This is a genomic window from Acinetobacter sp. UBA6720, assembly GCF_002454215.1.
Taxonomy (GTDB): domain Bacteria; phylum Pseudomonadota; class Gammaproteobacteria; order Pseudomonadales; family Moraxellaceae; genus Acinetobacter.
Map to the genome: position 1 here is coordinate 15,379 of NZ_DKIK01000010.1, position 21,784 is coordinate 37,162.

Below are 21,784 nucleotides of genomic sequence, written 5' to 3' on the forward strand. Positions count from 1 at the left end.
AATTTAAATGTTCGCCTCTAAACCAAGTACTTTAGCCAAAGCTGTTAAAAATTTCGAATTTTCAGCTTCAGTACCAATGGACACACGCAGATGATGCGCAATTCCTACTGGGCGAACAATCACACCTTCTTTTAACAACGCATTAAAAGTCTGTGTTGGGTCGGCTTGTATGTCCACCAAAATAAAGTTAGCGCGTGAAGGCACAAAACTTAATCCTAAAGCTTTAAACCCTGCTTCCAATTGCGCCATGCCAGCTTTATTGACCACACGTGATTTCTCAATAAAATCTTTATCTTTCAGTGCCGCAACAGCAGCCACCATAGCTAAATGGTTGACGTTAAACGGTTGACGAATACGATTTAAGAAATCTGTTACTTCTGCTGATGCTAAAGCAAAGCCAACACGTAAGGCTGCCAAACCAAAACACTTCGACATGGTACGGCTGACAATCAAGTTTGGGTACTGGGCTAAAAATTTTAAACTGTTGAAGTTCTCTGGGAAATATTCCACATAGGCTTCATCTAAAACCACGATCACATGGCTCGGTACTTTTTGCATGAAGCGATCAAATTCAGCTTCTTCAAACCAAGTCCCTGTTGGGTTATTCGGGTTTGCAATAAATACTAATTTGGTATTGCTTTTAATGGCCGCTGCCATCGCCTCAAGATCATGCGAAAAACCTTGAGCAGGCACTTCTATTGCTTCAGCATTAATGGCTTGAGTGAGCAAAGCATAGACCGCAAATGCATGTTGACTAAACACGACTGAGTCTTTATCAGAAACAAAAGCGCGCGCAAATATTTCAAGCAAATCGTTTGAACCATTACCAAGGGTAATGCAATTATGCGCCACACCAAACTGAGTATGGATTTCATCTTTTAAGATAAAACCGCCACCATCTGGATATCGTCCAATTTGCGCCAATTCAGCAGCAACTGCTTCTTTTACTTTGTCAGAACAACCCAAAGGGTTTTCATTTGAGGCAAGTTTAACAATATCGGTAATCCCCAATTCACGCTCTAATTCGCTAATAGGTTTACCTGGTTGATATGGTTTTAACTTTGAAATACCTTCATTGGCTGGAGCAAACGACATGTGACCTTTCCATTCTTACAAGTGGTTATAGGGTTGAGTTCTTTACAAACCCAACCACCTTGGAGATTACAATACTGCTATCGGATATGAACCCAATACTCGAACTTCTTTTACTAGTGGACGAATCTCTTCAATCGCCGCTTTAACATTGTCTTGTTCCACATGCCCTTCTAAATCAATAAAGAAGACATAAGCCCATTTTTCAGGCAGCGCAGGACGGGTTTCAATGCTGGTCAAGCTAATATTATGCTTTGCAAAAGGTGCTAAAATTTCAAGCAATGCACCTGCACGATCGTGTGCTGAAATCAAAAGCGAAGTTTTATCATTGCCACTTTGTGGCACTTTTTCACGGCCAATCACTAAAAAGCGCGTTGTATTTTCTGGATTATCTTCAATATTGCTGTGCAAAATTTCAAGATCATAAATGGTTGCAGCCACCTCAGACGCAATTGCAGCCGAATGCCATTCTGTACGAATACGACGCGCCGCTTCTGCATTTGAACTCAAAGCTACACGCTCAACACCTGGATAGTGTGCATCTAACCATGCACGGCACTGTGCTAAAGTTTGCTGATGTGCATAAATTTGTTTAATACTGTCTTTGCGGGTGTTTTCAGACACAAGGAACTGATGATGAATACGCAATTCAACTTCACCAATCACATTTAAGTGAGACGATTTAAAACAATCTAATGTATGGTTAACCACACCTTCAGATGAATTCTCTACAGGTACCAAACCATAATGTGCACTGCCCGCTTCCACTTCACGGAAAACTTCATCAATGGTAGGTAGAGGACGAACCACAGCATCATGACCAAAATGCTTTAAAACCGCAGAATGTGTATAGGTGCCGACAGGTCCCAAAAATGCAATACTTTGTGGCGCTTCAAGCGCTAAACACGCAGACATAATTTCGCGGAACAGACGCGCCATAGTCACATCAGACAAAGGACCTTCATTACGCTCCATAACATTACGTAAAACTTGCGCCTCACGTTCTGGACGGTAAAACATTGGATTCTCTTCAGAAGCAAATTTTGCTTTTGCAACAGCTTCCGCCAGTTTTGCTCGACGGTTAATAAGTTGTTGAATCTGCTGATCAACAGAGTCGATATCCTGACGGATTTGATTGAGGTCAAGAGAAGTCGTTGTGTTTTGATCGTCTTGGATCATTGTTATGTCGCCCTTCATATACATTGTGCAAACAGTATAACAATAGTTAGCTTTGAAATCTTGCGCAATAAGACTTTGCATGTTTCAGTGCTAAAAACATACAGTTGATTTAATCATCAAGTTAATCAATAAACTGCCTAAATAATCGACATCAATAAAATCACTGAGGAATCTGTATTGACCTTGCACATATTATGCAGAACACCCTTAAAAACACACCTCACCTGATTATTGAATTTTTATCTAAGTCTAATGTTTTTAACACTTAAACTTGGTTTAGAAAATTTTTGCTACATCTAGGCAAAAATCACCATTTATCTGTATTTCAGTGCGTTAGAGTTTGTTTTAAAATATGCTTTACTTAAGTTGACGTATTCATAACAAAGAGAGTATGCAGCACGACAGATTGCTCTATAGTCTCAATAAAACAAAACAATAATGAACTGTAGGTACTGTCATGCACAAGAAAATTGCGGTCTTAGTCACCTATGACTTTGAGGATGCCGAATATGCTGAACCTGTTGAAGCATTTCGGGCAGCTCGGCATAGTATTATTAATCTTGAAAGTCAGGCAGGCAAAATTATTTATGGTAAAAAGCGTAAAGCCTTTGTGACCATCGACCAAAGTATAGATGATGCCTCAGTGCATGAATTTGATGCCTTACTCATCCCTGGCGGTTTCTCACCTGACAACCTGTGTCAAGATGAACGCTATGTTCTATTTGTCAGGCAATTTGCAAACACGCAAAAGCCCATTTTATGCAGTGCCGATGCCCCAAAAGTTTTGATGCATGCAGGAGTCGTAAAAGGCCGACGTATGACGTGCATCCACCACCTTCATCAGGACTTAGAAGATGCAGGCGCGGTGCTATATAATACAGGGGTAGTCAATGACAATAACTTGTACATTTCATCACAAACGCAGCACGACTTACCTGCTTTTATTAGAGAAAGCCTACTCGTACTCAGTCGCTAAAGAACCAATGCAAGCTCTTTAGCCAACCGATCGGTTTCTCGCTCAGTAACTATTAACGTCCCAACAAACTACGTGCGACAATTTCTTTCATAATTTCATTGGTTCCACCATAGATGCGTTGAATACGCGCATCGACAAAGAAACGTGAAATTGGATATTCACTCATATAGCCATAGCCTCCAAAGAGCTGTAATAAATTATCTGCCACCTTCATTTGCATATCCGTTGAAAAGCTTTTCAGTGCTGCTGCGGTTTCTACATCCAACTTGCCTTGCATATAAAGCTCCACGTTTTGATTGTAAAAAGCTGCTGTGGCTTGTTCATCAATCTTGGCTTGAGCCAAAACAAAACGTGTATTTTGGAACTGAGAAATATGTTGACCAAAGGCTTGACGCTCTTTGACGTATTGAATAGTGACATCAATCGAACCGCGAATTGCACCTACAGCGGTTGCTGCAATTGCTGTACGCTCACGTGGTAGCTCTTGCATCAAATAAGCAAAACCTTGACCTGCTTGTCCCAACAATTGATCTTTCGGAACTTTTACATTATCATAAAACAACTCAGAAGTGTCTTGCGAATGCAGGCCAATTTTATCGAGATTGGTCCCTTTTTTAAAACCTTCTAAATGTGTATCGACCAACATCAGTGAAACACCCTTTGCACGAGCTTGCGGATCAGTTTTTACCGCCAATACCACAAGGTCAGCATGCTGCCCATTTGAAATAAAGGTTTTAGAACCATTTAAAATATAATGCTCCCCTTGCAAAATCGCATTACTTCGCATGGCTTGTAAGTCTGAACCCGCACCCGGCTCCGTCATCCCTATTGCACCGACCACTTCACCTGACACCATTTGCGGTAACCAGTACTGCTTCTGTGCTTCAGTTCCAATATGCAAAATATACGGTGCTGCAATTTCGGAGTGACAAGAAATACCTGTCGATAAAGCACTAAAACCTGCTCGTGCCGACTCCTCAACCAACATCAGCGAATAATGCGTTGGAACGCCATAACCGCCGTATTCCTCTGGAACATCGACACATAAGAACCCATTTTCACCCAATGCGTTCCATACCGAACGCGGCATTAAGCCTTCTCGTTCCCATTGTTCATAATGCGGTGCAATGTGTTCATTCATAAAGCGACGAAAATTATCGCGAAATAGCTCTAAGTCTGCATCGTAATTCAGCATGTTTTTTCCTTATGTTGATGTTGTTTTATTATTCAGCTCACATGCTAGCCATTTTTAATGCAACTGTCATGACCGCATCAGGCCATTTTTTTATGCACATAAAAAAAGGAAGCCGAATGGCTTCCTTTTTAAGATGAACTGAAATTATGCGTGAGCATTTTCTTCAACAGCCATTTGGCGGTCTACTTCATCTGGGTTTGCTAGTGCAAAATGTAGTTTTTCTTGGTCTAACTGACCCACCCATTTCGCAACAACAATCGTTGCCAATGAGTTACCCACCAAGTTGGTTAAGGCACGTGCTTCAGACATGAAACGGTCAATACCTAAAATGAGAGCAAGACCCGCCACTGGAATATGACCAACAGCTGATAAAGTCGCAGCCATTACAATAAAGCCCGAACCTGTGACACCCGCAGCACCTTTCGATGAAATCAATAACACACCCAATAAAGTTACTTGGTGCATCAGATCGAGCTGAGTATTGGTCGCTTGAGCAATAAAGATCGCTGCCATCGTTAAGTAGATTGAGGTACCGTCTAAGTTAAATGAATAACCTGTTGGAATAACCAAACCAACCACTGACTTTTCACAACCCGCAATTTCAAGCTTTTTCAACATACGCGGTAAAACCGATTCTGAAGATGACGTACCCAGTACAATCAATAATTCTTCGCGAATCATGCGAATCATTTTCAAAATACTGAAGCCACAAAGACGTGAAATTGTGCCTAGAACCAAGAAAATGAAAAGCAAACAGGTAATGTAGAAGCAGATGATCAACTGAGCAAGTTGCGCCAAGCTGCCAATACCATATTTACCAATGGTATATGCCATTGCACCAAACGCACCAATTGGTGCAAGCTTCATGATCATGTTTACAATGTTAAAGAACACATGCGAAATTTGATCAATAAACTTAAGAACTGGTTTACCTGCGTCACCCAACTTATGTAATGCAAAACCAAACATGAGTGCAAACAGCAATACTTGTAGGATTTCACCTTCAGCAAATGCGCCAACCACAGTGTTTGGAATGATGTGCATAAAGAAGTCGACAGTTGTTTGCTGCTGTCCCGATTCAACAAATTTCGAGATACCAGAAGTATCTAGTGTTGAAGGGTCAACATTCATGCCTACACCTGGTTTCCAGATGTTAATGACCAGTAAACCGATCAATAATGCAATCGTCGATACAATTTCAAAATAAAGTAACGCAACACCGCCTGTTTTACCCACAGACTTCATGCTTTCCATACCCGCGATACCACTCACCACGGTACAGAAAATCACTGGCGCAATAATCATCTTGATCAGTTTAATAAAGCCTTGACCTAGAGGATAAAAAAGCTCGCCCCAGCCGGGTACATATTCTTCAACGCCATTGATAACTTGCGTACCGCTAGGGAAAAAATGCCCTACCAAGATACCCGCAATAATCGCGACAATAACTTGAAAATATAGTGACTTATAGATTGGTTTCTTAGTCATAACTAATACTTCTGTAAATCAAAAAACTGAAAAAATCGGTATACCTACATATCCTTATAGGCAGCAGGCTTTCTGATAAACACAAAAAAGCCCACAGTTTGGACCGCGCCCAAACACCGGGTAAAAATCATGCTGTACAAACATTAGCTATGTGATGAAATTCACAGTTCATTCACATCTACTATAATGGGAGAAACTTAAAAACTAGCAAGTCACAACAATTGAGTAAATTTTACCTAACATTCTTTAAGCAAAGTAAACTCATTTTAAAAATAATGTATAAAATCTAAACAATATGACTCATACTTTAGTCTAATGATGAAAAATTATTTAAAATTAAAAGTGCTATTTTTTTTGATCGTTCATCTAAAATAGCACACCATAGCCGTCACTTACGTTGGTTTGTTCATGAACAACAAAAGAAATATTTATAAAGATACTGAGCACCCTTTTGCCCAGTTTGTTCGCATTATTGGCAAAGGGAAAAACGGTGCACGTTCTCTCAGTTATGAAGAGGCCTATCAAGCCTTTGACATGATTTTGAAAAACCAAGTCTTAGATGTGCAGCTTGGCGCATTTCTGATGTTACTCCGTGTGAAGGAGGAGTCTGTAGATGAACTGGCAGGTTTTGTTCAAGCCACTCGTGATCAACTACCATTTACTGCTCTCGATGTCGATTTAGACTGGTCTTCTTATGCGGGTAAACGTAAGCACTATCCATGGTTTCTTTTGGCAGCGCTGACTTTAGCCAAAGCGGGTTATAAGGTTGTGATGCATGGTGCATCAGGTCATACCATTAACCGTATTTATACCGAACAAGTATTAGAGTATCTCGATTTTAATATTTGCCAAAACCAAGCAGATGTGGAACAGGAATTAGCAACACATAATTTTGCTTATTTACCTTTACATGCCATTTCCCCGATTCTAAGTGAGCTGATTTCCCTGCGAAATGTGATGGGGCTTCGTTCACCTATTCATACCCTTGCACGCTTGATCAATCCGTTTAATGCCAAAGCGACTTTGCAAGCTATTTTCCATCCAGCCTATCGTGGTTCGCATCAACAAGCAGCATTTAAACTGGGTTATCAAAATAGTGCTGTCATTAAAGGCGAAGGTGGCGAGTTTGAACGTAACCCTGATGCTAAAACGTTAATCTGTGGTATTAAAAATGGTGAACTTTACGAACATGAACTACCAAAGCTCACCAACAACCGCAGCCCAATCGAAGAAGAACTGGATTTGGCCGAGTTTAAAGCAGTTTGGCTGGGTGAAAAACAGCACGAATATGGTGAAATGGCAGTGACTGAAACCATTGGCATTGCACTATATACCATGGGAATCTGCGAGCAATATGAAGAAGCGATGCAACAGGCAAAACGTTTATGGCAAAACCGTCTCCACTAAGCACGTTCGATACTCATAAACGTTAAAGTAAAAAGCTAAGCACTGGGCTTAGCTTTTTATCTTTAAAAGAACTTAAATAAATTTGATAGGCTGGAAATCGTCATGCTGATGGTGATGATCATCATCACACTCTTCACCGTCTTCTTTCGTGCCACGGTCGATATAACCACTGCGCTCATCCTCAGGTAAATGTTTCATTTCCCACGCATAGACCGCTTGCATCGAAATTTCACGCTGTTCTTTGGTTAACGCAACCCCATTTGGCCATTTACCAATTTCAACCGCTGTTCTTAAACGCTCAACAATTTCAGGATTGAGCACAGCTAACATTTGTTCAATATTCATGATTTAATCCTGCTGAAAAGAGTCAAAATCTTGATTCCAGCCGAGTTTGGTTCGGCATGACATATAAAAGTCATAACCCGGCGGATGTAATAAATTCAGTTTAAAGGGATGTTTACGAATATGTAAACTGTCACCGACATTTAAAGATACGCTGTGCTGACCATCGGCACTAACCATCGGTAATACACGGTTTTCACGAATGAAAATCTTAATTTCACTGTGTCCACCCACCACAATTGGGCGTGAAGACAAAGTGTGGGGATGCATTGGAACTAAAGCGATCGCATCCATACTCGGATGTACAATGGGTCCACCACCAGACAGCGAATAAGCTGTTGAACCTGTTGGAGTCGATACAATCAAACCATCGCTATGTTGACGATAAACATATTGGCCATCAATATTGAGCTCAAAGTCAATCATATGTACCGATTTACCTGAGTGCAACACCACATCGTTTAGGGCAATCGCATCATAAATGGTTTCACCTTTTGAGCGAATTTCCATTTCCAACAGGAAACGGCGGTCCAGTTGAAATTCACCTTTTAAGACTTGATCGAGCTTAAAAATCACTTCTGTTGGCTTAATGTCCGTTAAAAAGCCCAAGCGACCTCGGTTTACCCCAATTACAGGGGTATTGTATTTCACCAAAGCTCGTGCGGCATGAAGAAGTGAACCATCTCCACCCACCACAATCACCAAATCGACCACTTCACCCAGAAGTGCTCGACTGACTGTTTGTGTATTTTTATAAGGAACGAGTTCAGCTGTTTCCGCATCGAAAACAGGATGTAACCCTAAACTGAGAAGATGATCATGAATAAGACATAAGGTTTCGACGACTGAAGACTTATCTGGACGCCCAATTAAGCCTATGTTTCGAAATGTTTTATGTGAAATTTGCACCAGCAACATCGCTCCGCTAAGATTCCCGCCTATCATAGCATTATTTATTTAAATTGATTCAAAACTAAAGTGACTGCTTCTATACAAATATTTATCTCTATATTTCAATTTGTTCACAGTTTAATTATTGCAAATTAGCGAAAAGCTTCGCATGATTAGCACAATTTATAAGGATCTTATCAGTATTTATGAAGTCAGAACGTGGCATCGGTATAATTGCACTGATCTTCTGCATCTTAGTCATTGCAGCTTTTTTGGTCTTTAGTATTTATTTAATAAGACTAGATTCGGTTGTTCGTGACAAGTTTGAAGGAAAGCGTTGGGATATCCCTGCGAAAGTATTCGCACGTCCGCTTGAAGTGTATACCAACGCACCGATTAGTCAGGCTGACTTTACCCAAGAGCTCAAACTTTTGGGCTATAAGTCCTCTGAAAACTATACCAAATCAGGCAATTATGTCAGTTCTGGCAATGAGTTATATGTGCATACACGTGGCTTTGATTTTGGAGATAGTGTCGAACCTGAGCAAGTGCTTAAAGTCACCTTTGCTGATGAACAAGTCTCTGAAGTAAGTGCCACTAAACCTTCCTCTACAGGGATTGCACGCTTAGAGCCGATGCTCATAGGTGGGATCTATCCACAGCATAACGAAGACCGTGTACTGATTAAACTCGATAAAGTCCCTAAACCATTAATTGAAGCCTTAATCGCAACGGAAGACCGTAATTTTTATAGCCACCACGGTATTTCAATCCGTGGTACTGCACGTGCGATTGTGAGTAATGTCACAGGTGGAAAACGTCAGGGTGGTTCAACGCTGACCCAACAGTTGGTGAAGAACTTCTATCTCACTCCTGAAAAAACCATTAAGCGTAAAGTAAATGAAGCATTTATGGCTTTATTGGTTGAACTTCACTACAACAAAGATGAAATTTTAGAAGCGTATCTCAACGAAGTAAATCTCGGTCAAAATGGTAATTATTCAATTAATGGCTATGGCTTGGCTTCACAGTTCTACTTCGGCATGCCTTTACGCGAACTAAATATTGCACAACAAGCGTATTTGGTTGGTTTGGTACAAGGTCCAACCTTATATAACCCTTGGCGTAATCCAGAAGCGGCTAAAAAACGTCGTGATATCGTTTTAAACAACATGTTGGTCATGGGCTATTTGACTCAAGAACAGTATGAAACTGAAACGGCTCGCCCTTTAAATGTGATTGCCAAACCAACTCTCGGCCCATCACGCTTCCCAGATTTCTTAGATATTGTACGTCGTCAGTTGCGTACCGAATACCAAGAAGGTGATTTAACTAATCAAGGTCTACGTATTTTTACAACACTCGATCCGATTGCCCAGACCAAAATTCAAGACTCGTTTAAAGCAACAGTTAATCGTTTGAGTCGTGGGTCAAATCGTTTAAAAGAGTTACAAGGTGCTGTATTGGTTGCGCATCCTGAAAATGGTGAATTAGTCGCAGCAGTAGGATCAACACAAGATTTTACTGGGTTTAACCGCGCATTAGATGCCAAACGTCAAGTTGGCTCACTGCTCAAGCCTGTAATTTATCTCAGTGCAATTCAGTCAGGTCGCTATAACTGGGCTAGTCCTGTTGAAGACAGTAGTATCAGCATTCAGTCAAATGGTCAGTCATGGACACCAAAAAACTATAGTGGTGGCGAACATGGGGTTGTGCCGATGGTACAAGCTTTGTCTCATTCTTATAACTTATCATCCGTACGTTTAGGTCAAGAGTTTGGTTTATCAACATTTAGCAATCACTTAAAACGTTTCGGTGTGACTAGCAACATCCCAAGTTATCCATCTATTTTCTTGGGTGCGGTAGACATGTCTCCAATGGAGGTACTTGGCATTTATGGTAATTTTGCAACAGGGGGCTTTAAATACCCAACCAAAGCGATTCGTACCGTTGTCGATCAAAATGGTCGCCTACTGACCCGTTATGGTCTAAACGTCCAACAAACTATTGACCCTTCTTCTGCCTACGTCCTGAACTATGGACTCCAACAAGTGATGACTTCGGGCACGGGACGCTCTGCGTACAATACTCTTCCGACGTCGCTCAAGCTTGCAGGAAAATCTGGCACCACCAATGACACCCGTGATTCATGGTTTGCAGGTTACTCAGGCAACTATGTTTCTGTAGTATGGTTAGGACTGGATGACAACAAACAAACAGGCTTAACAGGTTCTTCAGGTGCTTTACCTGTGTGGACCAATGTAATGAGTCAACTGCGTCAAAAGCCTGTCAATTTACGCCAACCCGATGATGTTCAATGGCACTGGATTGACAGTAGTTCAGGCTATCTTGCAGCCCAAGGTTGTGAGGGCGCAATGTATATTCCTCTACTTCGTAACACCATTCCCCGAAAGGCAACTGCATGTGGCTTGCCTCATTATCAAGTTGAACCCACTTACAATCCTGAAACAGATGGTAACCAAGCTACACCTGAACAAGGCGACAGCATAGACAACTATATTCGTGAAAGTGAATCAAATATGCAACGCAACCTAGAAAATGACACGCAGGTCATTTCAAGCGGTAGCTACCAACCTGAATAAATAGGACGGATTTAAATTTTGATGTGGTTTAAACGTTTAAGTATCTTAGCAATCGTCATAACTGTGGCAGGCTGTCAAAGCCTCCCACAGCAAACTGATAAAAAAATGCCAGAGAAAGCTGAGCCGAACAAAGAGCAGCAAACACCATCAGGTGTAACGATTCACCCTTATGACCGCGAAGAAATTCAACGTCAAAAAATTGTGATTCCTGAACAAAAGACCAAACAGCAGTTTGATGATGGTCGACAACTCCCTGCATTCAAAAACTTGATGCAAAAAACACAAACCGCTTACCGCCAAGGTCAGTGGAACCAAGCTCAAGGTTTTGCTATGCAGGCGCAACGTATCGCCCCACAGTCAAGTGAAACCTTCCTGTATTTGGCGCTAATTGCCAATCAACAAAAACAACCTGCAAATGCAGAATCACTCGCGCGTCGAGGCCTGAGTTATGCGCAAAGTAATGCCATGAAAAAGCAACTTTGGAGCATTATCTTAAAAGCTGGTCAAATGCAGAAAAACCAAAAAACCATTCAACAAGCCCAGACTGCAATCAAAAGCCTGTCTTAAAAGTACGCTCCATTAAATAGAGCGCTGGCCTGCTATACCATAAGCACCATAACTTTGTGCTTTGGCTAAATCAGCTAACTGTAAGCCACCTAGGGCAAAAATTGGGATGTGAATCTTTTGAGCAATCAGACTAAACTGCTCCCAGCCCAAAGTGTCACTATTCGGATGGCTTAAAGTTTCAAGTACAGGGCTAAGTAAAATGGCATCACAGCCAATATTCTGCGCATGTTCTGCACTTTCTGTGTCATGACAAGCCGCAATATAACGTTGACCAACTTTTAAATCGCCTTTACGAAGTTGCATCAGTTGAGATTGTTTCAAGTGTATAGCCGCAATCGCTTGCTGCTGTAAAGGGTTCAGCTCTTTCCACAAGCTTACATTCACAATGACTCGCGACAACTGTTCCACACTCAGTTCAGCTATATTCAAAAGATGCTCAGGGCTTACAGGCACTCTCCAATACAACATTTGCTGTTCAGCTAAAGTCTTTAACAGCGTAATTTGCTCAGAAATCTTAATCACCTGCGGAGCATACAGTCGCTTTAAAATGGCCTGATTGGCTTTAGGAAAGTTTAAATCCTGTAACTCGGCACGTTTAAACCATGCCCAAGGCACACGAATGTCTGAAAGCTGATGATCTAAGACAATGCCATGAAACAAATGTAAATGCACAATGACGTCCTCATATTCAAACTGAATACTGTCAAAGGCATGCCAATCTGTAATATCAATTCCAACTTCTTCTAAAACCTCACGGCGACATGCGTGTTCTGTGGTTTCACCTGACTCAACTTTCCCACCTGGAAATTCGTGCTTATTACCTTGATGTTGCTCAGCCTGACGCCATCCCACCAATACTTTGCCTTGATGTAAAAGAATAGCTATAGCAACTTGAACCAGAGGTTTTGACATAATCAGATTCCATTTCAGATGTGTAGTGTGTTAAGTGACCATATGTAACGCTATAGAAGTTTTTTATATTTTCAGCGAGAAAATGTTGACAGCCCCATTCGATAATGATTATCATTTAAAACGTTCAATATACACCACGGAGTCGCCAGAATGAACGCACCATTTAGCTTATTTACTCGTAACGAAACAGCCCATTCACTACCAATGCTACACTCGAACAACTTATTTGCCCTAGGCCGTGAAATTCGCATTATGCACGCAGGAGAAGAGTACCGTCTACGACTCACACGCAATAATCGACTCATTCTAACCAAATAAGAATTATAAAAATTCAATAACAATAATCGTGGAAACAAGCAGTATGTCAGCGCGTACTGCTTTTTAATTGATTTAAAATATTCATTTTAATTTTATCGCTAAAAAAGCATGCTCTAAACCTTAACAACATCCAGCATCAATTCAACGCTTAAACCGCCTAAGTCAGATGGGCTAAATAACAACTGCCCTGCGTGTAAATCGACAATTTTTTGACAGATGGATAGACCTAAGCCTGAGCCTTGTGTTTTTGTACCTAAAGCCCGATAGAAGCGTTCACCCAAACGTTGGATAACTGTCACATCTACACCATATCCGCTATTTTCAATACTCAGTCTAAGCTGCTGTCTTTCAATCGTCAGCGTCACAAAAACTTTTGCCTGCTCAGGACTATAACGAATCGCATTATCAAGTACATTCCGTAGTGCACTGAATAAAAGCTGTTCATTGGCAAATACATAGACCTCTTTTGCAAGTACCATCTGAACCTCAATCTGTTTTGATTCTGCAAAAGGCTGTAAGGCTTTGACTACATCTTGTATTAACAGACTAAAATCAAATTTGCTTTTGGCTAAACTTTGACTTTGCTCTGGATCTAACCGTGCCAATAAAAGTAAATTATCGAGAACTTGTACCCCACGGCTCACATCTTGCTGAATTGGCTTAAACTCCTGCTCTAGCTCAGGAAACTTACGTTTGAGTACCTGAAGCCGCATTTGTATCGCAGACAATGGAGAACGTAGCTCATGCGAGGCATCTGCGGTAAAGCGTTGCTCTGCCACTAAGGCCTGATCTAAACGAGCCAATAGAGCATTCAACTGAGATAACATCGGTTGTAGTTCAATCAGTTCAGGTTCTGGCATAGAAATAGGCGCTAAATCATTTACCGATTTATTTGAAATTTGCTCTGAAACTTGGTGGATCGTCCGAAACTTGCGTCGAATCGCAAAGTGCATCAATAGCCATTGTACGCACCAGACTAAAAGCAATACCCCACTAAAAATCAAGATGGTGTGCCCAAAGGCTTGAAAACGATCCGACATCAACTGAGTGACTTGTACCTGCAATCCATGCTCATCCTGCGCACTATAAATACGCCAAAGTTTCTGCTCTGACCAGTAAAAGCCATAAGGTGCATCTGAAACCAAACTCAAATGATCCACGGTTATTTTTTCTGGCACATCTTCTGAGGCAGTTAAAAGCTGTTGTGCATTATCGAGTCGATAGCGAATATCAAACTCATCACTGAGCTCAGCCAAGGCCTGACCATTGCTGACAGTTAAGTCATCTGCCAACAACATATCGGCCATTTCATCCATGATCTCATCTTGCATAGACATGGTCTGATAAACCGACACTCCAATAAACATCAGCAAGGCCAAAAGCCCCGCCAGTATCGAACTGAGGAGCGAACTTTTAACGAGCTGACGTTGTAATGAAACTGGTTGAGCCATTATGTGTCCTGATTCATTCTATAACCCAAACCACGGATGGTTTTAATACAGTGGCTACCGAGTTTTTTTCGCAGTTGATAAATAAAAACCTCGATGGCATTGCTTTCGATTTCATCTCCCCACGCATATAGGCTTTCTTCTAACTGCTCACGTGTCACCACATGTTCAGGCTTGAGCATCAATTTATGCAAAATTTGAAACTCTTTGGCGGTCAAATTCACGGATTGACCATTTTGAGTTACGCTTTTGGCTTGTGGATCGAGTTGAATATTGGCATAACTCAATATATGCGAACTGCTATTTTGTTGCTGTCTCAGTTGTAGGCGAATACGAGCAGATAATTCCTCCAAACTAAAGGGTTTAACCAAATAGTCGTTGGCGCCCAAATCTAGCCCTTCGACCCGATCTCGAATGCTGTCACGCGCAGTGAGAAAAATCACAGGCGTCGAGAGGTTCTTGCCACGGACTTTCAGCAAAATGTCATCACCTGTGGCATGTGGCAATCCACGGTCTAAAAGCACACAGTCATACTGATGCTGTTCAATCGCTAAAATGGCATGATCGCCCCGCTCCACCCAATCCACACTATAACCATCCATTTCAAGCCAAGTTTTAATACTTTCAGCTTGAGAGGCATCATCTTCTGCTAACAATATCCGCACTGCTGAACCTGCCTTATCCCTGTTGTTTAAATCATGCCGTGAAATGATGAAAAATACAAAAACCACAGGGCTAAGATCAAATCTAAGCCATGTGGTTTTTTAAGAAAGTCCAATTAAGGTTGGACTAGAGTGTTTAGAATTTCACTTGATCTACATCAATTTCAACGCGTTTTGTTGGTTTATAGTCAATATCCACTTCACCGATAATAGTGACAGGTGTTTTAGCCGAAATCGCTTTGCCACCCCATAATTCATCATCAATATCGACAGTGATTGAACCTGTTTGGTCACGAAATTCATATTTTTCATCACCAATTGCTTTGACCACATAACCTTTTAACTGAACATGGCTGTCATCTTTTAAAGTTAATGCATGCTTAACCGTAGTTGGCGTTGAAGCAGCTACAGCCGCTTGGTTCACCGCTGTATTTGCTACTGCCACAGTTGTCGAACCAATCACACCAGCAACCAATAACGCTTTCATCATCATATTCATATCCAGTACCTCTATTTAATTGTTGATCTATTTGATGAAGTTATTAAACCAAAATTAGATGAGCTGAATCTTAAGAAAGCTTCAAGTAAAACATTAAACGCTTAGTTGAGAGGTACGACACGCAACACTTCTTCTAGCGTGGTGACTCCCTCTAACACTTTTCGTGCCCCTGCAATCCGCAAAGGCTCAATGCCTTCTTTTTTGGCCTGCTGACGCAGTGCAGTCAAATCACCATTTGCACCAATTAATTGTTTAGCCTCTATGCTAATAGGCATAAACTCATAAATACCAACTCGCCCTTTGTAGCCCGTTTGACGACACTCTTCACAGCCTACTGCGGTAAAGACTTTTTCAGGCATCTCCATAATATAATCAAAAGTCAGGTGCTCCCACTCTTGGCTATTGATTTGTTTTTCCACTTTACAGTGTGGACATAGGCGCCGTACCAAACGTTGTGCCAATACACCCAAAATGGTGGCTGCAGTTAAAAATGGTTGTATGCCCAAATCGTGTAAACGGGTTAGACTAGAAGGCGCATCATTGGTATGTAGGGTTGAAAGTACCAAATGCCCTGTAAGTGCAGCTTGAATTGCCATATTGGCCGTATCATGGTCACGAATCTCCCCCACCATAATAATGTCGGGATCTTGGCGCATGAGTGCACGAACACCATCAGCAAAACCTAAGTCAATACCTGTGTTGACCTGCATTTGGTTAAAGCTTGGTTCTAACATTTCAATTGGGTCTTCAATGGTACAGACATTCACCTGTTCTGTTGCCAACTGTTTCAATGAAGAATAAAGCGTGGTGGTTTTACCTGAGCCTGTTGGTCCTGTCACCAAAATAATGCCATGACTATGTGAAGTCAGTGCCTTCCAATCACTGAGCAAATGCCCATCAAAACCCAACTGCTGAAAGCTACGTACCAAAACTTCTGGGTCAAAAATACGCATAACCAACTTTTCACCAAAGGCCGTTGGCAAGGTTGAAAGACGTAGTTCTGTTTCTTGTCCTTTGGGTGTACGTGTTTTTAAACGACCATCTTGTGGCTTACGTTTTTCTGCAACGTTCATTCGACCTAAAATTTTAATTCGCGAAATGACCGCCGTTAAAGTATTGGCAGGCATGTTATAAATCGTATGTAACACACCATCAATGCGGAAGCGTACTTTACCATTGTCCTTACGAGGTTCTAGGTGAATATCACTGGCACTTTGTTCAAAAGCAAACTGTAAAACCCAATCAACTAATTTAACAATGTGTTGATCATTGGCATCAGGATTTTGACTATCACCTAATTGTAACAGGGCTTCAACGCCTTTATTTTCACGATCATAAATTCCAGACTTCTGTGAATTACTCACAGCGCGACTCACCTGATAATACTCCACCATATAACGTTGTAATTGTTCTGGGCTGAGCAATACGCGCTGGATTTTTTTCGGTGCGACATTATGCTCCAAATTCGCTACCCAATCCTTCATATAGGGTTGATCTGTCGCAATCAACACTTGATTGGGTTGAACCTCTACGGCCAAGATTTTATTGCGGAAGGCAAACTCTTGGGACATCACCGAAGTCAAGGCTTGAACATCAGCCTTGAGTGGATCAATCACATAAAACGGTAACTGGGTTTTTTCGGCTAACCATTGACATAATCGGTTCAACGTCAGTCTGGACTGAGGGTGTGACTGATCCTGCATATTAAAATGGGCAATCCATTGTAAAGGGTGCCACTTTAATTGATCCCGTTGACGGTGCGAGGTTTGTACGAGATTTTTTTCTTTTTCAGTAATTCGCCCATCTTTAAAAAGTTGATCTAAGCACCAAGTGGTATCAATTTCAAAATTAAAATTCATTGTTATACGTCCCCAAACAGAACACCACTATAGCAAGATTTTCGAGATTATTTTGTACAAAGCACAGGCAAATCCTATAAATATAAAAAAGCATGTCAGCTGATCAATATAATCATGAAATGACTACGCTTTTTCTCTATTTTGACTTGAATCCACCACCCGCATTCGCCTATATTTTAAACGACTCATTTGTGTTTATGAGGTAGGCTTTGGACTTCAGTACCATTTCAATCGACAACTATGCTTTATCTGACGTCCTGTTTACATTGGCCTCAGCTTTGGGCTGTGGTTTACTCATTGGTCTAGAGCGAGAAAGAAGCAAGCAACGAGAAAACCAACAGAGCTTTGCAGGACTGCGCTCCTTTGCCATTTGTGCCCTTCTTGGTGCTATTTGCTTTTTATTTGGTGTCACCATTGGTATTGTGGGTGCGCTGATCATTGGAGGTATTGTCCTATTTTCCATGAAAAACCAAACTGAGGACTTAGGCTCAACCACTGAGCTTGCCTTTGTGATGACTTATTTTATTGGCGCCATGTGCCTGTGGAATGCACCTTTAGCAGCAGGTCTGGCTGTACTGCTGACCATTATTCTCATGACTAAACACTCCATGCACAGTATTGCAGGAAAATGGATTACAGAAGCAGAATTTAAAGACGGTATTTTCCTATTGGCTCTCATTTTAATAGCCCTTCCCTTAACACCGAATACGCCTTTATGGGGCGCTGTGCTGAATCCTTATATCATTTTAAAATTAGTCACACTCATTCTGGCTGTTCAAGCCCTTGCACATATCGCCAAACGATTGTTAAGCACTAAAAATGCCATGATTTTATCCGCCCTTGCTTCTGGTTTTGTATCCAGTACAGCCACTATTGCTAGCTTGGGCATGGAGGTTCGAGCAGGTCGTGCACAGGCCAAATCCAATGCAGGTGCTGCTCTGATGTCATGTATCGCAACTTTATTGCAACTGCTCATTATTGTGGCGGGCGTCAGTATGCTCTGGCTCAAAACAATACTGTTACCCACTCTAATCGCATGTTTGATTTTAGGACTCTCTGCCTATACTTTAGTCCGCACTGCCCCAGCTCAAGAACAGCAACTGAGCAGTGATTCACGCATGTTTAGTTTAAAAGAGGCAGGAATTATTGCCCTGAGCTTAACTCTCATTCAGGCAGGAGTATATGGACTTCACCTGTGGCTAGGCGAAGCTGGCTTAATTGCAGGAACTTTACTGGCCTCTTTGTTTGAAATCCATGCGGCGATGGCAACCGTGGTAATGCAAGGTACCCCCACAGATACTGCTGTTATATCCGCATTTATATTTGGTTTAGCCGCACATGCGATTGCCAAATCTGTGAATGCCGCTTTAACAGGAGGGATGCAATACTTTATTGCTTTTGCACCGATTCAAATTTTACATATGATGGTTTTAATCGGCTTACTGTACTGGATGATTTTTTAAAAAAACTTAGCTTACTTATTTTTATGAAATTTATTTATTCAATACTATTAACCTATAATCAGCCCGCTTTATTTTTAAACAACAACGTTATTAATAATAAATTTTTTGAATTGGGTACTTTATGAAATTTAAAATATTATCATTTGCAATTTTTAGCACACTCATGCTGAGTGCATGTGGTGGAAGCTCTGATAGCTCAAATAATACAAGCACGAGCAACAACTCAACAACTACTGACTCATCAAATAATAATTCAAATACCGCTCAGCAATGGGAAATATTCCGTATTGATTATTGGTATGATCAACTCAATCAATTTGGTGATTTCAATGTACTGAATACGCAAATTACACTGGTGGATGGTAAAGCCTATGCCACTTTAGATGCAGATGATGATACAAATGAAATTTACTTAACTACGCAAGGCGAGTATCAAACATTCGGCCCAACCCATAGTCGTTATGGCACTTTAATGGGTGAAATGACCTTTTCCAATAATCAACTCAAACTTCGCCCTTATTCAGCAATTGGTTCTACAGGATTAGAATTCACGTCAACTGTCAGCAAACGCGATATTTCGGGCGAAAGTCTACTTGCAATGGTAGACCCTGAGTTGAATTGGAACTTGAACTATCCTCAATATAGCGTCAAATATTCAGATGAAATCAATACAAAATTAAAAGCCTACCAAGCTTTAAAATTCCCAGCAGGTTCAACCTGCCTACTGGAAACCCAATATTCTAATAATCAGGAATATTTACTTTTAGCTGAAAAAGATGATGAATATCAACGTCTCTTTAAAGAATATACAGAGCGATTTACCAACCAAACTAAACAAGAGTATTTTAAGCTCACAAAATTTAAAAATGTTCTTGCCTACCATTACAGTCCTGATGGAACTGAGGCAAATACTTTCATTGGATATGCTCAATACAAAGACAGTTACTATTCAAGTTCAAAAGTAAATGCTGGGGTAGAGTCAAATCTTGTAGATGACATTCAATCAGAGAAAGACCTCATCACAAACAATATGTCTACCGAAGAGAAAAACGCACGTTTAGCTAAGGCAGATGGCTTAAATAAAGGTTGTGACCTGTATAATCCAATTGCAGCAAGTTATTTAGAACAAAACTTAAAGTTCTAAATTACTTGAAAAGCATGCTACCGATGAGCGTTTTAATGGCTACAGGAACTCAAAGTTCCTGTATTTCCACACACGTTTCATTTACCTTAAATTTCACATCTAAGTTTGCAAATCTCATCCCATAAATTCGCGCTTCATCATCTTGATACGCAGGTCGCGGGTCTAAAGATAAAACCGCCTCAAGCTCCTGTACTGTCTGCGTAGAAATTTTGCCATTTGCTAAAAGCTGCTGCTTCTGTAGCAAAGCCAGATCAGACCACACCACCACCTTTCGTTTAGGCTCATCTTGTGCATAACCACTTTCAGCATCTAAAACTGCATCTGAATAGTGAATATAAGGCTTAATATCAACAATTGGCGTACCATCGAGCAAATCACTCCCTGTAACATACACACGAACTGACCGCCCTTCTTTTTTTACCGCTTTTAATTGAACTACAGATAGGCCAATTGGCGCTGGACGGTACATGCTCCGTGTGGCAAACACTCCTATTTTTGTGTTGCCCCCTAAGCGAGGTGGTCGAACTTGTGGACGAAACTGTGCTTTTTCTTGATTCTTATTGTCATGAAACTGCCAAACCAACCATAAGTGACTAAAAGCCTCAATCCCCTCAAAGGCCAAAAGATCATTATAAGGGGCTGACATTTCAATATAGGATTCCACTTGTACCAAATTAGGCTGGCGAGGAATACCAAACTTTTCTTTATAAGAAGAGTGCATATAACCAATAATTGGCAAGGTTAACTCAGTTATCATCACTTTTTCTAATAAGCTCAATTAAATATATTCAGTTTATCGAGAATGATTTTAGATTAGAATAGCAAGCTGTTCTAATTTGATAATTTATTGAGACCTTTAATGGCTGCTTTCAACGTCGAAAAGATTACTCACGTCCACCATTGGAATGATACTTTATTCTCTTTTAAAACGACACGCGACACTGCACTGCGTTTTAAAAACGGTCAATTTGTGATGATCGGCCTTGAAGTAAATGGCAAACCGTTAATGCGTGCTTATTCTATTGCCAGTGCAAACTATGAAGAAGAACTAGAGTTTTTCTCAATTAAAGTTCCAGATGGCCCATTGACATCTATCTTACAGAAAGTAAAAGTGGGCGATGAGATTCTAATCTCTAAAAAACCAACAGGGACTTTGGTTCTCGACGACTTAAACCCTGGTAAAAACTTATACCTCCTTTCTTCAGGTACAGGTCTTGCACCGTTCTTGTCTACAATTCGTGACCCAGAAACCTATGAACGCTTTGAGAAAATCATTGTTGTACATGGTACTCGTTTCATTTCTGAATTAGCCTACCAAGACCTAATCCTAAATGAACTTCCAAGCCATGAATTCTTTGAAGAACTTGGTATCAAAGACAAATTGGTTTACTACCCAACGGTTACTCGTGAAGAATATCCAAACCAAGGTCGTGTAACGACAGCGATTGAAACTGGCGAATTGTTTGAAAAAATTGGGCTACCACGTTTCAACCCAGAAACTGACCGCGCTATGCTTTGTGGCAGCCCAGCGTTCTTAGATGACGTTGCAGCACTTCTCGATCAACATGGTCTAAAAGAATCACCTAAAATGGGTGTACTGGGTGATTATGTTATTGAACGTGCATTCGTTGAAAAGTAAGATCGTATAAAGATATTAAAAAACCGAAGCTTAGGCTTCGGTTTTTTTATTTACTCTGCTTGTCTTTTTCTCTAATATTTGTACAAAAGAACAAATCTTA

At 40.9% G+C, this 21,784-nt stretch carries 20 protein-coding genes; 8 read left to right on the plus strand and 12 right to left on the minus strand.

Features of this window, described 5'->3' with window-relative positions; translation table 11 throughout:
* Positions 1-3 precede the first annotated feature (3 nt).
* The gene (gene hisC, locus B4F08_RS00980) at positions 4-1,095 is read right to left on the minus strand and encodes a histidinol-phosphate transaminase (protein ID WP_119063043.1); all 1,092 of its coding nucleotides are present in this window, start codon (positions 1,093-1,095) and stop codon (positions 4-6) included.
* Positions 1,096-1,161: 66 nt separating this feature from the next.
* On the minus strand, positions 1,162-2,271 hold the full coding sequence (pheA, locus tag B4F08_RS00985) for a prephenate dehydratase (RefSeq protein WP_110975388.1): 1,110 nt from the start codon (positions 2,269-2,271) through the stop codon (positions 1,162-1,164).
* 457 nt (positions 2,272-2,728) lie between these two features.
* On the opposite strand from pheA, the gene B4F08_RS00990 reads away from it, so the two are divergent.
* On the plus strand, positions 2,729-3,247 hold the full coding sequence (locus B4F08_RS00990; protein WP_291372533.1) for a DJ-1/PfpI family protein: 519 nt from the start codon (positions 2,729-2,731) through the stop codon (positions 3,245-3,247).
* Positions 3,248-3,299: 52 nt separating this feature from the next.
* On the opposite strand, the gene B4F08_RS00995 is transcribed toward B4F08_RS00990, so the two are convergent.
* Together B4F08_RS00995 and B4F08_RS01000 are read right to left on the minus strand one after the other, a co-directional pair.
* Positions 3,300-4,442, minus strand: coding sequence for an acyl-CoA dehydrogenase family protein (locus tag B4F08_RS00995; protein ID WP_291372535.1), 1,143 nt, complete (start codon positions 4,440-4,442; stop codon positions 3,300-3,302).
* Positions 4,443-4,586: 144 nt separating this feature from the next.
* Entirely contained in the window at positions 4,587-5,930 is a 1,344-nt protein-coding gene (locus tag B4F08_RS01000; RefSeq protein WP_086207883.1) for a dicarboxylate/amino acid:cation symporter, read from the minus strand.
* Between the two features lie 408 nt (positions 5,931-6,338).
* On the opposite strand from B4F08_RS01000, the gene B4F08_RS01005 reads away from it, so the two are divergent.
* Positions 6,339-7,337: a glycosyl transferase family protein gene (locus tag B4F08_RS01005; RefSeq protein WP_086207884.1), complete on the plus strand. Its 999-nt coding sequence runs from the start codon at positions 6,339-6,341 to the stop codon at positions 7,335-7,337.
* Positions 7,338-7,409: 72 nt separating this feature from the next.
* On the opposite strand, the gene B4F08_RS01010 is transcribed toward B4F08_RS01005, so the two are convergent.
* The gene (locus B4F08_RS01010) at positions 7,410-7,682 is read right to left on the minus strand and encodes a YeaC family protein (protein WP_086207885.1); all 273 of its coding nucleotides are present in this window, start codon (positions 7,680-7,682) and stop codon (positions 7,410-7,412) included.
* A 3-nt stretch (positions 7,683-7,685) separates the two neighbouring features.
* Positions 7,686-8,624 (minus strand): NAD(+) kinase, encoded by a 939-nt coding sequence (locus B4F08_RS01015; RefSeq protein WP_171264389.1) that lies wholly within the window; start codon positions 8,622-8,624, stop codon positions 7,686-7,688.
* A 152-nt stretch (positions 8,625-8,776) separates the two neighbouring features.
* On the opposite strand from B4F08_RS01015, the gene mrcB reads away from it, so the two are divergent.
* Together mrcB and B4F08_RS01025 are read left to right on the plus strand one after the other, a co-directional pair.
* Positions 8,777-11,173: a penicillin-binding protein 1B gene (gene mrcB / locus B4F08_RS01020; protein ID WP_110975392.1), complete on the plus strand. Its 2,397-nt coding sequence runs from the start codon at positions 8,777-8,779 to the stop codon at positions 11,171-11,173.
* Positions 11,174-11,194: 21 nt separating this feature from the next.
* Entirely contained in the window at positions 11,195-11,740 is a 546-nt protein-coding gene (locus B4F08_RS01025; RefSeq protein ID WP_086207888.1) for a hypothetical protein, read from the plus strand.
* Between the two features lie 12 nt (positions 11,741-11,752).
* Here the strand turns inward: B4F08_RS01025 and B4F08_RS01030 are convergent, their stop codons facing one another.
* On the minus strand, positions 11,753-12,652 hold the full coding sequence (locus B4F08_RS01030) for an NUDIX domain-containing protein (protein ID WP_291372540.1): 900 nt from the start codon (positions 12,650-12,652) through the stop codon (positions 11,753-11,755).
* A gap of 150 nt (positions 12,653-12,802) precedes the next feature.
* On the opposite strand from B4F08_RS01030, the gene hemP reads away from it, so the two are divergent.
* Positions 12,803-12,970: a hemin uptake protein HemP gene (gene hemP, locus B4F08_RS01035; protein ID WP_004696105.1), complete on the plus strand. Its 168-nt coding sequence runs from the start codon at positions 12,803-12,805 to the stop codon at positions 12,968-12,970.
* A 113-nt stretch (positions 12,971-13,083) separates the two neighbouring features.
* On the opposite strand, the gene B4F08_RS01040 is transcribed toward hemP, so the two are convergent.
* The 4 genes from B4F08_RS01040 to B4F08_RS01055 all read right to left on the minus strand — a co-directional run bounded on the left by B4F08_RS01040 (position 13,084) and on the right by B4F08_RS01055 (position 17,438).
* Positions 13,084-14,421, minus strand: coding sequence for a sensor histidine kinase (locus B4F08_RS01040; RefSeq protein WP_086207890.1), 1,338 nt, complete (start codon positions 14,419-14,421; stop codon positions 13,084-13,086).
* Positions 14,421-15,083, minus strand: coding sequence for a response regulator transcription factor (locus B4F08_RS01045; RefSeq protein ID WP_119063047.1), 663 nt, complete (start codon positions 15,081-15,083; stop codon positions 14,421-14,423). Before B4F08_RS01045 ends, B4F08_RS01040 begins: the two co-directional genes overlap by 1 nt.
* A gap of 133 nt (positions 15,084-15,216) precedes the next feature.
* Positions 15,217-15,579 (minus strand): NirD/YgiW/YdeI family stress tolerance protein, encoded by a 363-nt coding sequence (locus tag B4F08_RS01050; RefSeq protein WP_086207892.1) that lies wholly within the window; start codon positions 15,577-15,579, stop codon positions 15,217-15,219.
* A 101-nt stretch (positions 15,580-15,680) separates the two neighbouring features.
* Positions 15,681-17,438, minus strand: coding sequence for a GspE/PulE family protein (locus B4F08_RS01055; protein ID WP_086207893.1), 1,758 nt, complete (start codon positions 17,436-17,438; stop codon positions 15,681-15,683).
* A 209-nt stretch (positions 17,439-17,647) separates the two neighbouring features.
* On the opposite strand from B4F08_RS01055, the gene B4F08_RS01060 reads away from it, so the two are divergent.
* The gene (locus B4F08_RS01060; protein WP_291372548.1) at positions 17,648-18,901 is read left to right on the plus strand and encodes an MgtC/SapB family protein; all 1,254 of its coding nucleotides are present in this window, start codon (positions 17,648-17,650) and stop codon (positions 18,899-18,901) included.
* 121 nt (positions 18,902-19,022) lie between these two features.
* Positions 19,023-20,045 (plus strand): hypothetical protein, encoded by a 1,023-nt coding sequence (locus tag B4F08_RS01065; protein ID WP_291372550.1) that lies wholly within the window; start codon positions 19,023-19,025, stop codon positions 20,043-20,045.
* A 49-nt stretch (positions 20,046-20,094) separates the two neighbouring features.
* Here the strand turns inward: B4F08_RS01065 and tsaA are convergent, their stop codons facing one another.
* Complete coding sequence (tsaA, locus tag B4F08_RS01070; RefSeq protein WP_291372552.1) at positions 20,095-20,802, minus strand: tRNA (N6-threonylcarbamoyladenosine(37)-N6)-methyltransferase TrmO; 708 nt, start codon at positions 20,800-20,802, stop codon at positions 20,095-20,097.
* Positions 20,803-20,904: 102 nt separating this feature from the next.
* Here tsaA and B4F08_RS01075 point away from each other — a divergent pair, with 102 nt between their 5' ends.
* A complete protein-coding gene (locus B4F08_RS01075; RefSeq protein WP_086207896.1) occupies positions 20,905-21,684 on the plus strand; it encodes a ferredoxin--NADP reductase in 780 nt (259 codons plus the stop codon).
* The last annotated feature ends 100 nt before the right edge of the window (positions 21,685-21,784 follow it).